At 51.0% G+C, this 13044-nt stretch carries 12 protein-coding genes and 1 tRNA gene; 7 read left to right on the top strand and 6 right to left on the bottom strand.

Annotated features, from left to right (window positions below):
- Positions 1-205: 205 nt before the first annotated feature.
- The 3 genes from ACYVH9_RS24590 to ACYVH9_RS24580 all read right to left on the bottom strand — a co-directional run bounded on the left by ACYVH9_RS24590 (position 206) and on the right by ACYVH9_RS24580 (position 2612).
- Positions 206-868, bottom strand: coding sequence for a flavin reductase family protein (locus ACYVH9_RS24590; protein ID WP_460639074.1), 663 nt, complete (start codon positions 866-868; stop codon positions 206-208).
- A gap of 297 nt (positions 869-1165) precedes the next feature.
- Positions 1166-1252: transfer RNA gene (locus tag ACYVH9_RS24585), tRNA-Leu, on the bottom strand.
- 121 nt (positions 1253-1373) lie between these two features.
- Complete coding sequence (locus tag ACYVH9_RS24580; RefSeq protein WP_460639073.1) at positions 1374-2612, bottom strand: ABC transporter permease; 1239 nt, start codon at positions 2610-2612, stop codon at positions 1374-1376.
- A 173-nt stretch (positions 2613-2785) separates the two neighbouring features.
- On the opposite strand from ACYVH9_RS24580, the gene ACYVH9_RS24575 reads away from it, so the two are divergent.
- From ACYVH9_RS24575 to ACYVH9_RS24560, 4 genes are all read left to right on the top strand, one after another.
- Positions 2786-4048 (top strand): asparagine synthetase B, encoded by a 1263-nt coding sequence (locus tag ACYVH9_RS24575; protein WP_460639072.1) that lies wholly within the window; start codon positions 2786-2788, stop codon positions 4046-4048.
- 262 nt (positions 4049-4310) lie between these two features.
- On the top strand, positions 4311-4742 hold the full coding sequence (locus ACYVH9_RS24570; RefSeq protein WP_460639071.1) for a cupin domain-containing protein: 432 nt from the start codon (positions 4311-4313) through the stop codon (positions 4740-4742).
- A gap of 244 nt (positions 4743-4986) precedes the next feature.
- Positions 4987-5526 (top strand): hypothetical protein, encoded by a 540-nt coding sequence (locus ACYVH9_RS24565; RefSeq protein WP_460639070.1) that lies wholly within the window; start codon positions 4987-4989, stop codon positions 5524-5526.
- Between the two features lie 9 nt (positions 5527-5535).
- Positions 5536-6477, top strand: coding sequence for a hypothetical protein (locus ACYVH9_RS24560; RefSeq protein ID WP_460639069.1), 942 nt, complete (start codon positions 5536-5538; stop codon positions 6475-6477).
- A 117-nt stretch (positions 6478-6594) separates the two neighbouring features.
- Here the strand turns inward: ACYVH9_RS24560 and ACYVH9_RS24555 are convergent, their stop codons facing one another.
- Positions 6595-7083: a helix-turn-helix transcriptional regulator gene (locus ACYVH9_RS24555; RefSeq protein ID WP_460639068.1), complete on the bottom strand. Its 489-nt coding sequence runs from the start codon at positions 7081-7083 to the stop codon at positions 6595-6597.
- 134 nt (positions 7084-7217) lie between these two features.
- Positions 7218-8288, bottom strand: a complete 1071-nt coding sequence (locus ACYVH9_RS24550; RefSeq protein WP_460639067.1) for a DNA/RNA non-specific endonuclease — start codon at positions 8286-8288, stop codon at positions 7218-7220.
- 107 nt (positions 8289-8395) lie between these two features.
- Between ACYVH9_RS24550 and ACYVH9_RS24545 the strand changes: the two genes are divergently transcribed.
- The 3 genes from ACYVH9_RS24545 to ACYVH9_RS24535 all read left to right on the top strand — a co-directional run bounded on the left by ACYVH9_RS24545 (position 8396) and on the right by ACYVH9_RS24535 (position 11282).
- On the top strand, positions 8396-9640 hold the full coding sequence (locus tag ACYVH9_RS24545) for a BaiN/RdsA family NAD(P)/FAD-dependent oxidoreductase (RefSeq protein ID WP_460639066.1): 1245 nt from the start codon (positions 8396-8398) through the stop codon (positions 9638-9640).
- Between the two features lie 64 nt (positions 9641-9704).
- Positions 9705-10523, top strand: a complete 819-nt coding sequence (locus tag ACYVH9_RS24540) for a purine-nucleoside phosphorylase (protein WP_460639065.1) — start codon at positions 9705-9707, stop codon at positions 10521-10523.
- Between the two features lie 30 nt (positions 10524-10553).
- Positions 10554-11282 (top strand): hypothetical protein, encoded by a 729-nt coding sequence (locus tag ACYVH9_RS24535; RefSeq protein ID WP_460639064.1) that lies wholly within the window; start codon positions 10554-10556, stop codon positions 11280-11282.
- A gap of 3 nt (positions 11283-11285) precedes the next feature.
- Here the strand turns inward: ACYVH9_RS24535 and glgP are convergent, their stop codons facing one another.
- Positions 11286-12944, bottom strand: a complete 1659-nt coding sequence (gene glgP, locus ACYVH9_RS24530; RefSeq protein WP_460639063.1) for an alpha-glucan family phosphorylase — start codon at positions 12942-12944, stop codon at positions 11286-11288.
- Between the last annotated feature and the right edge of the window lie 100 nt (positions 12945-13044).

The following is a 13044-nucleotide window of genomic DNA, read 5'->3' as shown; positions in this document are numbered from 1 at the left end:
GTGTTCTATTCGCCGGAAGACATGACGGCATAAAAATTACCGCCGATATTGACATAACGACTGGACCTCCATCGAGGTGTTTATCGGCAACAGTTCCTATTCCTATTCGTTGGAAAGAAAGCCCGTTTCAAAAGTCTGGAACTGTACACGGTCCAACCCATCTGCAAACAATCAACCAGCACAATAAACCGTTTTTCTAGTGCATTTATTCCTGGGCTGCCTCTGTATCCTGAGTTCGGTACAACTGCTCCGAAACCTGGGCCAATACAGAGGGATGTAGTTTGGGGCCGAGTCCATAGAACTCCTGAAAACTCATGATAAGCGGTCGCCACTTGTCAGGATCGACATGCTCGGGTTTTCCGTCGGCCAGGATCGACTCCTCTAAATGCACCCGAAGCACTCTCAATTCAAGGGCAACGCTTCTGACGTTGTCGATTCCGGTTTCAGCCGCGAAAGGATGAATGGCCACAAAAGCTGCTTCCAACTGAACGGGACATTCCAGGACCCTGGGAGCTTTTACCAAATGGGATTGGCCCGGTGTCAGTCCTGCCCTTTTAAATTTATCCGGTTCGTGTTCATACCCTTTCCGTAGTTTGCCCGGCGGTACCGGATTCGATCCGGTTGTAAGCGCAAGCCGGTTGACAGCTGCTACTTGGTGAATGGAAGGCAAATTTAAAACACACTCTCGGGTGCGAAGAATGTTTTCTGTTGTTTTGGAATGCACCGCAATGCCAATCATACAGCGATAGCCCAGCCAGAATACGGACGATATCGGTGCCAGATTAAAAGTCTCATCCTGATTGACCGTGCCGACTAAGACAACGGGAGTGCCGAAATATAAAATGGAAGGGTTACTAAGGTGATGCATACGGCTTTTTTGCTTCAAAGCTGACTATTCCGAACGATGCGTAAAACCCGTTTCTTGCGGTATAGCCTTACGCCTTCTTTCGAAGATCACCTGCAATAAAGAAGACCATTGCACCTAATTGCTTTGTCTGATAGGAGACCGCTCTTTTTCCCATTCTCATCATTTCAAACCGGGACGCTCCAAAGACTGACGCCGTATTCGGATAACGGGGAAAAACGGACGCTGGTTTAGCCGGATTTTAGATAGTATAGGGATATTAAATACGAAAAGGCCACACAGCTGTGTGGCCTTTTCTTTTGGTACCGGGAGCCGGACTCGAACCGGCATGCCCTTGCAGACATTGGTGTTTGAGACCAACGCGTCTACCGATTCCGCCATCCCGGCATTCAAACGGCGCGTCGCTCAAGCGAACGTGGGTGCAAAAGTAAACATGTCGGACAGTTTTACAAATCATCTGGACTAAAAAACCGTTTTTTTTTACAAGATGACCATTTTCTCATTCGCATCACTCATAGCGTAATGCTTCGATGGGATCAAGACGAGACGCCTTGAACGCTGGATAAATGCCTGAGAACAACCCAACTGACACGCAAACCAGAATACCGACGGCCATCCAGAACCAGGGAACAACAAAACTTCCGTTGCCCTGACTCACCACCATAGAAATCAGGTTTCCAATTCCGATGCCGAGAACGATGCCGCCAAAACCGCCCATGATGCAGATGACAATGGCTTCAATTAAAAACTGCTCACGAATCCGGCTTGGCGTAGCACCCAGTGATTTGCGGATGCCGATTTCCCGGGTTCGCTCCGTTACCGATACCAGCATGATGTTCATGAGTGCAATCGACGCGCCCAGCAGGGTAATAAAACCGATCCCGAAACCGCCAATTCGAAGGTAGCTGCTGATATTTTCAAAATCTTTGGCCAGTTCATCAGCGCGTTTGATCTCAAACGAATCAGGGCGCCCTAGCGGGTCACGCCGAATCTGCCGCATCAGCCCCCGGGCTTCCCCGACGGCCGCTTCGGCATCGGCCACACTTGGAACCGAGCCGGTAATGTCAAATGTTAACGTTCGGTTGGCGGCCATTGCCCGGGCATTTTCCAACGGCACCAGCACGACCCGGTCGTCACCTCCCCCCGAAAAGCCGCCTTTTTTTTCCAGTACACCAATTACCTTATACTTTCCGCCCAGAATATTGATCTCTTTGTTCAAAGGCGTTACCCGCTGCTCAAACAACGTATTGGCCACTTCACTACCAATGATCGTAACGTTGAGCGAATTGTCTAAATCGTTGGGAGAAAAATTCCGGCCCGACTGTAATTTCATGGCTTTGATGGCCAGGTAATTATCATCAACACCCGTCAGCTGAATGTTAGGGTTTGTTTTTTTGGATGCATATTTTACCTGGGCCGATCCGGTTACGGACGCATACACGGCAATGTTTTCCCCCTGCTGAAACCGTCTTTTGAAGGTCATAGCCTGGTGATAATCAATGGGCGGCACCCGTTTTTCGGACCGCCCACCCGATCGGCGATACATTTGGGGCCCCTTAATGTCAAACGTATTGGCTCCCAAACCGGCAAAACTGCTGTCTACAGAACTTTGCAAACCGTCGATTGCCGTCAAAATGCCGACTAACGAGGTAATACCGATGGCAATAATGAGTGAGGTCAGAATCGTTCTCAACCGGTTGGAAACAATCGATCGGAGACCTTCACGAATATTTTCGAGTAAATTCATACGGAATGGGATTAAAGACCAGCCGGATTGCAAGGCATCAAAATACGTTATTTACCAGTATTTCCCCGCTTCAATACCCCGCAACTCAGAACTGTTTAGCATAAAATTTGCTTATCTTCGTTGAATACCTGTAGTTACAAAGCTACAGAAAACGGCAAAAACTAAGATTACCGATGAAAAGGCTGCTCCTACCGCTCATCCTTATTTTGGCATTGACGACCCCGGTCTGGGCGTCTAAAATCCTGATCCCAATGGATGAAAGTCAGAAGAATCACCTGAAGGCATACGGCATCGCGTATTGGGTCTTACGCCAGTACGATACCGAGATTGACTGGCTGCTCAATTACCGGGGAGGCAGCTTTATGCTGCCCCATAACCAGCGGTTTATCAACGAAATGGTGATTCGGGGCGTCAGCTACGAAGTTATTTCCGACGCCCAGGGCGGGCAAATCATCGCCGAAGTTTCCTCGCCCGATGCCAACATGGATGCCGTCAAATTGCAGAAAGCGCCAAAAGTCGCTGTGTATTCGCCCAAGACAAAACAACCCTGGGACGATGCCGTAACACTGGTGATGAGCTACGCCGAAATTCCTTACGAAACGGTTTTTGATGAAGAAGTGATGGATGGTAAGCTGGCCCAATACGACTGGTTGCACCTGCACCACGAAGATTTTACGGGGCAATACGGTAAGTTCTTTCAGTTCCGCGACCAGCCCTGGTATCAGGCCCAAAAACGGGAGGCTGAATTGATCGCCAAAAAATACGGCATGAACAAGGTATCCGAACTGAAACGCAGCGTAGCCCAAAAAATTCGGGATTATTGCATCGGTGGTGGCTATATGTTTGCCATGTGCAACGCCACCGACACGTTCGACATCGCGCTGGCAACGTATAAAACCGACATGGCCGAATCGATTTACGACGGTGATCCGGCCGACCCGGCCGCCAACAGCAAACTGGACTATGGCCAGACGCTGGCCTTCCGCAATTTTCAGGTATACATCAATCCGTACCAAATCGAATTTTCCAATATCGATAACCAGCCCGAAGAACGTGGCCTGATTGAGCAAAACGATTATTTTACATTGTTTCAGTTTTCGGCCAAATGGGATCCTATTCCGACCATGCTCACGCAGAACCACATGAACATTATCAAAGGATTCATGGGGCAAACGACGGCCTTCAAGAAAGGATTGATTAAACCGGAAGTGGTGGTGCTGGCCGAAAACCGGGCGGCCAACGAAGCCCGCTATATACACGCGCCATACGGTAAAGGATTCTTCACGTTCTACGGCGGCCACGACCCCGAAGATTATCGGCACGAAATTAACGAAGAGCCAACCGACCTGAATCTACATCCTAACTCGGCTGGTTACCGGCTGATTCTGAATAACATTCTGTTCCCGGCGGCTAAAAAGAAGAAGCAGAAAACCTAAGCCGTTCGCTTAAAGCAACGTCTTTATGTCTTTACTTCGGCAACGACTTAGTGGAAAGAGATTCAATTTCCATTAAGTTGTTGTCAGCTTGCCCCTTCGCTTTCCCCACCTTTTGTATGGGTCCAATTTAGATCAATCGACTCATCTCTTCACCATTTAAGTCAGGAAGCTTCAGCCCCCGAAGTTTCCATTTCACCCCACAAAGTACCTTGTTCATGCCATAATGGATTGAACGAAACGTCCGTCTGCCTGACCTTTGACGATGAATCTGACCATTTTAAGGCTTTCGCCAATCCGCAAAGCCACACCATTAGTACACATGAACAGTTTTGCCACCAGCCACGCCACGCTCAATCTGTCCCACATAGCCATCCGTGAGGCCGACATCGATCTGTCAGAACTCTACGGCATCAGTTACTGGTTTCTGCCCCCTCGACAACATGCCAAAATCGACTCCTGTGTTGTCTGGCTGGCCCCCGGAGCCAGCGGAACAACGTTACCTGCTCAACTGGATGAAGAGGCCTATATTTCCGTTGAGGCTGGTGAAGCCGACATTTCGGTGAATGGCAACTGGATCCGGCTGAAAGCCGGCCAATCGTTGACCGTACCCGGGGGCATTCGATACTCCCTGCGTAATTCGTCGGTCGTGGCCTGCCTGCTCTGTTACTGCGTCTCAACACGCCCTGGTTTTTAAACGCTTTTGGTTCGGGCACCTGAGCCCTTCTTCCCGAAACCGTCCGAGTTGGCGGTTTTGCGTAGAAGCTCCTTCAAAACCGCCAACGGGTAGTCAGCAATTCCTGATTGAAAGGCTAAAATGTGTCGTCAAATGCGCTTTTTCAGCGCAAAATGATACACCTTGATTGGCTTACTACCGGTAATTTTGTGCCAGGGTTCGCGAATAAGCGATCTGTTACAAACAACAACTACTAAAGAAGATCATGAAAAAGTTAACACTGGCCACCTTACTGGCCTGGCTCCTTGCCGTTGCCCTATTGCCCGCTGCCAAAGCGCAGACCGTTGAAAAAGGCGAGAAATTTCTCAATGCCGGCATTGGTCTGGGCGCATACACCTACCGGGGCCTTCCCATCGGTGCTTCTTTCGAATACACCATCAAAGACAATATCTCGGTGGGTGGCTCTTTCGATTTTGCCCGCTACGGCTACAGCAGCGGGGGCTACAAATGGAATCACACCTTTCTGTTTTTTACGGCCCGGGGTACGTATCACTTCGGCGAACTGCTGAACGTGAGTGATAGCAAATTTGATCCCTACGCCGGTGTTTCGCTGGGAGTACGAACGTCTTCTTACCGCGACAATTACGGTTATTCGGGCGATTATTACAGCCCCTATGGTAATTCAGTATTTCTGGGAATGCACGTTGGCTCCCGGTATATGTTCTCAGAAAAATTCGGCGGTTTTGCCGAGATTGGATACGGAGTCGCGGTATTGCGGGTGGGTTTAACGGCCAAATTCAAGTAAGAACAGGCCATGAAAACAACCATAATCAGAGTAGCGTTTCTGATGGTTGCCGGCGGGTGGTGGATTGCCGCCCGTCCCGGCGACATCGTCAATGATCTGGGGCTAACCGTGCCGCAAGTTCAGGAAGCGGTTTTTACTAACCTTACTTCCAACCAACTGACAATTCCGTATTCGTCGAAAGTTCGGCAATTGGCCAAAAAGATTCCGGACGGTTCGCGCGATGCGGCCGTTCAGGCACTGGGGGCCGTCGTCCATTCGTACGTGCACTCCGACGACTTCAAAACCCGATATCAGCGTTGGCTTAAGGATAAATACCAGATCAGTAGCGAAAAAACCCAGGTAGCTACCCAGGCCCAGAATGCCTCCATGAAAGATATGCAAACGGCCTATGACCAACAAGCTACCATGGTTCAGAATGCTTACACCCAGATGCCACCTGCCACCCTGGCGATGATGCTGCAAAGCCAACTCCAGGTGCTTCAGCAGGATTTACGGCAGGCCGATGACGCTGACAAGGCTCAACTGACCCTGGAAATCAAGGAATTGAAACGCCTGGAAGCCCTGTCGAAAAGCAAACCTGCGGAGTTCAAAAAACAATACGTGGCCAGCTTTACCAAAATGCTCCACGAGCAGAAAAGCGCGATGATGGACAAAGCGGAAGAAGATTTGGATAAATCAAAACGGGAAGCCGCCGATTACCAGAAACGGCTGGCCGAATACAAAGCCGCATCCAACCTCAACGTCGTTGTCAAACAGCACCTGAACGAATTCATTGCGCTTACTGAAACCGTTGATTTTGGCGCGCAACTCACGAAACAGGGTTCGAAGCTGGAATTTGTGAAACCCGAATACCGTAACCAATCGAGCACCTGGAAACTGTTGTACCGCCTGGGCAAAGAACCTGTCATGGCCGCCCGTTCCTTTGCCCAGCGGTGGGCGAAAGAACTGTAACCAAGCAGGTCTATCCAGTTAGACATGCTGAAGGCTGATCGAATGATCAGCCTTCAGCATGTGCACCGGTTTTTATACGTTCAGTAAAACCGGTGCTGAAAACCGTGTATTGAAAAATCAACAAGCCAGCTGATACGCTTTCGGGTTGTGGCCGGTCCACTTTTTAAAAGCCCGCCGGAACGAGCTCGGCTCGTCGTAGCCCATGACACAGGCAATCTCGTTGATGTTATGCTGGTTGGTACGGATGAGCCGTAACGCAATATCCCGGCGGGCGTAATCGACAATTTCGCGAAAAGTCACATTTTCGGACTGCAATCGCCGTTGTAACGAACGGACTGACAAACCCAGCTCGCTGGCAACCTCTTCGATTTGCGCTGTTTGCTGTTGATCAAGCCGACGCAGTACAATGGCCCGGGCCTGCTCCGCCAACGGTTGCGTTTCCTGATAACCCGTTCCATATTCCATGGCCTGGCAAACGTAGTCAAACAAGTCATTGGGGTTGATGCCCAGCCGTTGACAAACAGCCTCAATGTGGTCTTTGTTTCCGTTCAGGGCCACATTCAGAATCGCTTTCAATGAGGTAAACGGTGTCGATAGCACGTGCATTTCAGTAAATAGCGTAGCGGTGAAATACTCAAAACAATGCCAAGTAATTCAACTTTTCAGCCTACTGAAATGACGAAAACCATAAAGTGTGGGAATAAGTACCTGAAATGGTATTTTGGGGCGCTCAACCGGCATCAGAAACTAAACCAGTCGGCAATCATCTGGGTGGGGCGGGTACTTTCCAGCTGCTGTTCCAGCTTGTCCGGAATTTTGGGAAAGAAGTCGATTCCGGTGCGCTTTTCAACTTCATCAACCGTCACCACAAACTGCTTCAGGGAGCGCGTCGAGGCCTCGTTTTTCAGCAGAAAAGCAATCATCCGGATTTCCGGGTTGTTGCAATACAAAATCACTTTGTAATAATAGTCCGGAACGGCAATCTGGTTCTTTTTACCGATGGTGGGCAAACCGGGCCGCAGCACCGGGCCGGTCACTACATACAGGCCTTTATCGCGCAGGGCCCAGACCCGAATCTGCTCTTCCAGCTGTTTCCAGATCCCCCGGTTGAAATCCGGGACCTGCGGACTGATGTTGCTCATGTAAAATGTCTGCCGCATCATATTCTGCGAAAACTTAAAATCGCCCGCCGGTGCCAGGTGACCGCGGTCGTAACCGGAACGGGTATAGTCTGACGAAAGCGCCGACCCGGTTTTCACCAGCGGATCGGGTTGAAACTGCTCATTTTTTCGTTCGGCATCGCCCAGAATCTCATCTTCCAGCAGCGGATACGACACCCACTCAGCCTGTTCGTATTCTTCACGATAACGAAGTGTATAGCCATCGTGCCGGATGATATCATCGCCGGGCTGGAAAGCCGGCAACGTAAAATCTACGGCTTTTTCAAAATCAAATAAGGTCTTTTGTCCGCTGGATCGCGTTTTTTTTCGGGTCGTTTTTTCACCCGAACGAGCTTTTTCTAGCAAGGAGCGATCGTCGGTGGCCTCCGTATCCGTATTATCGGGAGCCACTTCGGTTGTGGGCTCGGGGGATTTATACGGATTTTGAGCCGCCCGATGTTTTGGCTCGGACCGGATTCCAACCAGACTCTTGACGTCATTCCAGAAAGCCACAACGGGTTCTGTCCGACCACCGTAGTGCAAAAAAAGGCCGATCAGAAAAAAGATAAACAGCAATACCAGCGTGTTGCCACGCAGGCGAAATCCTCGCCGGAAATAGCGCTTTGAGCGAAAAGGTGAACGAAAAAACATGGGGCTAAGTTACAAATACAATCAATAGATGATAGTTCTTATGTGTTACCGAATCTCCGATTTCGGTATTAATTTTGTTCTTTTTATCCGCTAAAGACCGGATCTGCATGCCGTCCTTACAAATCATCGTCATCGGCGGAGGAGCTGCCGGTTTTTTTGCTGCCATCACTGCCGCCGAAGCCTTTCCGGAAGCAGTGGTAACGATTCTCGAAAAAAACACGACCGTTCTAAATAAAGTCCGGATTTCGGGAGGTGGTCGCTGCAACGTCACGCACGCCTGTTTTGACAATCGTCAACTGGTCAAAAACTACCCTCGCGGCTCCGCGTTCCTCCGCCCCCTGCTCAATCAATTCGACGCCCAGGCCACGGTCCGCTGGTTTGAACGCCGACAGGTTCGATTAAAAACCGAAGCCGACGGCCGAATGTTTCCGGTAACCGATTCATCGGAAACGATCATTACGTGTTTACTTCAGGAAGCCCGTCGACTCAACATCCGGATTCGCACGTCCTGCGGGGTAAAATCCTTGACGCCCCAAAACGGAAAGTGGCAACTGGAATTGCTTTCGGCTGAACAACTGACGGCCGATCGGGTCCTGATCGCAGCGGGCGGTTACCCACAGGCTCCCTCCTACGGCTGGATTCCTGACCTAGGTGATTCGTCGCCTTCACTTGTTCCGCCGGTGCCTTCGCTGTTTACCTTCAACACGCCCCAAAATCCGTTGCTGGCGCTGGCCGGGGTGGCTGTCGCGGATGCCACCATCCGGATCATGGGAACGAAACAGGAACAACGGGGCCCGGTTCTGATTACGCACTGGGGTTTTAGTGGCCCGGCGGTTTTGCGGCTATCGGCCTGGGCCGCCCGCGAACTGGCCGAACGACACTACCAGCACGAAATTCGCATCAACTGGCTGTCGGCACTGACTGAAGCGCAGATTCGGGATCAGTTTCAAACATTTCGACAACAACACCCCAAAAAGCAGATTCATACGCAGTCGCTTTTCGGCTTACCAACCCGCCTGTGGGTTGCACTGGCAACCGAAGCAGGCATTCTGCCTACGGAGCGCTGGGCCGAGCTCCCCGGAAAATCACAGAACCGGCTCATCAATCTACTCACCAACAGCACCTTTGCGGTTGCGGGAAAAAGTACGTTTAAGGAAGAATTTGTAACCTGTGGCGGCCTGGCCACCAACGCCATTCATCCGGAAACGCTGGAAAGTCGAACCTATCCAGGCCTGTTTTTTGCGGGAGAAGTGTTGGACGTGGACGGCATTACGGGTGGTTTCAACTTTCAGAATGCCTGGACAACCGGATTTGTGGCCGGCAAAAACATTGGCCTTCCCAGCCGGATTTAGCCTATTATTGCATTCCAGAGTAAAACCGATCGATCCAAAACCGACACCCCACTTTCCACCTGACATGACTGAGCAACTACAAAAAGCCGCCGATTTTATCCGGTCCTTCAAGACGCCGGCACCCACCATCGGCATTATTCTCGGAACCGGTCTGGGCGAACTGGCCAAAGAAGTAAAAATTGATGTAGAAATACCGTACGAAATCATTCCTGACTTCCCGCTGTCTACCGTCGAATCCCATTCGGGCAAACTGATTCTGGGTACCCTGGCGGGTAAATCCGTACTGGTCCTGCAAGGGCGATTTCACTATTACGAGGGGTATTCGATGACCCAGGTAACATTTCCCGTGCGGGTTATGAAGTGGCTAAACATCCAAACCGTGCTGATTTCCAACGCAGCCGGTGGCCTGAACCCTGCCTACAAGGTCAGTGATTTAATGATTATCGAAGACCATATTAGCCTGCTTCTGCCGCAAAACCCATTCACTGGCGCGCACATTCCGGCCTTTGGCGACCGCTTTCCCGATATGAGTGAACCGTACCATCCGGCGTTGATCGAGCAGGCAGAGACCATTGTACAGGAATTGGGTTTTGCGGTGCAAAAAGGCGTTTACGTTGGCGTTACGGGGCCCCAATTGGAAACCAAAGCGGAATACCGCATGCTGCGGCAATGGGGAGCTGATGTGGTTGGAATGTCGACGGTGCCCGAAGTGATGGTGGCCCACCAGATGGGCATGAAGGTATTTGCCTGTTCAGTGGTTACCGATCTTTGCATTCCGGAGACACTCGAAAAAGCCAGCCTGCCGAAAATTCTGGCGGCTGCCGCCAAAGCAGAACCCCAGCTAACGGCTTTATTCCGGGAGTTGGTGGCCCGGCAGCGGTAATCGGTTCTGGCGGTTTACCACAAAATACTTATGAAGCCCAACTTCCCGTATCCGGATCATCTGGATGATTTTAACGTTTTTAAAAACGAGGTTGAACAGACCCTAACGGTTCTTACGGAACTTTATTTGTACGGCACGATAGCAACGGAAGACCTGGCCGACCGCATTGCGCACAACATCGAACGGGTTTGGAACGGCCCCGAGATTATTCTTTCGCTGGATGAAAAGGATTTTCTGATCCAGTTCCACGTCAGCGGTTTGTTGATTGACGATCCGCGCGCCTTGCTGAGTCGAAACCGGGATTATAAAAAAGTATTTTTTCGCATTGAAACCGCAACCGACAATCCATTGGGCGGTATTTCGTACATGGATGGTCTGAACAGCAATACCGGTTTTCTGCGGCTCGACAACGTCGGTTTTGACGGTTCTACCACTGAAGCGCACGAAATGGGCCACGGCTGGGGGCTAGTGCCCGGCACACCCGACGGCCACCCGCTGGATCTCAACCTGCTAGGCAAAGGCCAACCCGGCATTATGTATCCCCGTGGCACGTTGGTCGATCCACCTTACCAGTGGAATCCTTCAGCCCGACCCGGCGAATTTGGCGGTACCCTCAAGCCCGACAAACGGCGGGTAACGCTGGAAGACATTGCCATGCTTGGCCTCGACCGGCTCCCCTATGATCGGCAGGGCCGGGCCCGGTTGGGCGGTTTAACAAACATTTATCACCCGTACACCCCTCCCCAGGCCCTGGCCTAACAATCAATACATTCGTTCGTAGTATTCCGTTGCCATCCGGTTGGCCGTAAAGTAGGCATTGACGTCATTCATGCTTTGCAGCGTCAGCCGGTTCCAGTCGTCGGGCCGATCATAGTACAACGGCAAAATGTCGTTTTCCAGCTGGTCAAAGAAATGCTCCCGGTCTACGGCATCGCGGTCTTCGGGCGACAGCTCTCCCGACGCCACCGGTACGATGAAGGCATTCTGCTGGTGATGGGCAAACTCACAAATCCAGCCATCAAAGGTTGAAAAGTTGATACTGGCGTTCATGCCCGCCGTCATACCACTTGTTCCGGAGGCCTCCCGTGTGACAACCGGCGTGTTCAGCCAGAGGTCCGAGCCGTCTTTCAACAATTTCGACAAGGCCAGTTCGTACCCCGTCAGAACCGCCATATTTTTATGCAGGTGACTTTGGTACACCAGCGAATTAAATGTGTTCTTGGCATCTTCATCGGATGGGTACGGTTTTCCGGCCCAGATTACCTGAATGGGATACCGGGTCTGATTCATTAATCGATGGAACCGTTCGGCATTCCGCACCAGCAGGTCCGGGCGTTTGTATCCGGCAAACCGTCTGGCCCAAACCAGGGTCAACACGTTGGGATCAAATAGTTTCCCGCACTGGTCGGCTACGACCGAAAACAACCGCTGTTTCAATGTTTTCTTCCGCTCAGCGATGGCGTTGCCGTCGTTGTTTTTACGGGCTTCTTCCAGCTCGGCATCAACCCAGTACCGCTGATTCTGGGCGTTGGTTACGTGCGTAATTTCGGGGATGTGCGGGTAACGGCTCCACATGTGCCGCGCCACCTGGCCGTGTAACTTAGAGACGCCATTCGCTTTGTGACTCAGCCGTAAAGCCGCCAGCGAGTGATTGAACACAGAGTCAGTCATGCCCGTTATGTCCCGCACGGTTTCCAGCGGCACGTTTCCGAAGAAACTCATGACATTCAGCTGATTGATATCGTGTTTGTCATTCCCGGCTTCTTCCGGCGTGTGGGTGGTGAACACCATGCGCTTTTGAACTTCCCCGGCGCTGCCAAATTTTTGATACAAGTGAAAAGCCGCCGAAACCGCGTGGGCTTCGTTGAGGTGATAAATTTCGGGTTCAAAGCCCAGCTCATCCAGCAGTTTGGCCCCACCGATTCCGAGCAACATGCATTGCGCAATTTTGGCCGACGCGATGCTGTCGTACAACCGCAGCGAAATCGACCGGGCGAGCCAGTCGTTTCCGTCGATATCAGTCGTTAAAAAAAACATCGGAACGGTGTTAAAATGCCTGGGGTCCAGGTAGTAGGCTTTTACCCAAACCGGCGTATGGTGCACCTCAATGGTAAACGTAATCCCGGTGTCTTCCAGAAAGCTATAGATTTTCTCGCGAAACTGAACATCCATCGCGTTATCGGTTTTGCGAGTCTGGTCGTAATAACCGTATTTCCACAAAATACCAATTCCGATTACATTCTGCTTTAATTCATAGGCGCTCCGCATGTGAGAACCGGCCAAAAAACCCAGCCCACCAGAATAGGTTTTTAAGGCCTGATCGATGGCAAATTCCATCGAAAAATAAGCAACTGATTTGTTGAATGCGGGATCAAATTCGTAAGGATGGCGAAATGCCGGTGGTAATACGTTGTTTGTCATCTTGTAGCGTATGGCTTGAATAGGAATCCGGGAAGATAATCAACCTCCAATGATTTCCCCTACGAAAATCGGGGAATCTGATCAATCAGGACGTTGTCCT

This window comes from Larkinella harenae, from assembly GCF_054780515.1.
This window is presented reverse-complemented; position numbering and strand designations above follow the sequence as displayed.

Excerpts from the sequence above, each read along its gene's own strand:
- ACYVH9_RS24590 (WP_460639074.1), bottom strand. The coding sequence starts at position 868 with ATGCATCACCTTAGTAACCCTTCCATTTTATATTTCGGCACTCCCGTT.
- ACYVH9_RS24565 (WP_460639070.1), top strand. The coding sequence starts at position 4,987 with ATGAAAAAGTTAACACTGGCCACCTTACTGGCCTGGCTCCTTGCCGTT.
- ACYVH9_RS24575 (WP_460639072.1), top strand. The coding sequence starts at position 2,786 with ATGAAAAGGCTGCTCCTACCGCTCATCCTTATTTTGGCATTGACGACC.
- ACYVH9_RS24535 (WP_460639064.1), top strand. The coding sequence starts at position 10,554 with ATGAAGCCCAACTTCCCGTATCCGGATCATCTGGATGATTTTAACGTT.
- ACYVH9_RS24545 (WP_460639066.1), top strand. The coding sequence starts at position 8,396 with ATGCCGTCCTTACAAATCATCGTCATCGGCGGAGGAGCTGCCGGTTTT.
- glgP (WP_460639063.1), bottom strand. The coding sequence starts at position 12,944 with ATGACAAACAACGTATTACCACCGGCATTTCGCCATCCTTACGAATTT.
- ACYVH9_RS24560 (WP_460639069.1), top strand. The coding sequence starts at position 5,536 with ATGAAAACAACCATAATCAGAGTAGCGTTTCTGATGGTTGCCGGCGGG.
- ACYVH9_RS24540 (WP_460639065.1), top strand. The coding sequence starts at position 9,705 with ATGACTGAGCAACTACAAAAAGCCGCCGATTTTATCCGGTCCTTCAAG.
- ACYVH9_RS24550 (WP_460639067.1), bottom strand. The coding sequence starts at position 8,288 with ATGTTTTTTCGTTCACCTTTTCGCTCAAAGCGCTATTTCCGGCGAGGA.
- ACYVH9_RS24580 (WP_460639073.1), bottom strand. The coding sequence starts at position 2,612 with ATGAATTTACTCGAAAATATTCGTGAAGGTCTCCGATCGATTGTTTCC.
- ACYVH9_RS24570 (WP_460639071.1), top strand. The coding sequence starts at position 4,311 with ATGAATCTGACCATTTTAAGGCTTTCGCCAATCCGCAAAGCCACACCA.
- ACYVH9_RS24555 (WP_460639068.1), bottom strand. The coding sequence starts at position 7,083 with ATGCACGTGCTATCGACACCGTTTACCTCATTGAAAGCGATTCTGAAT.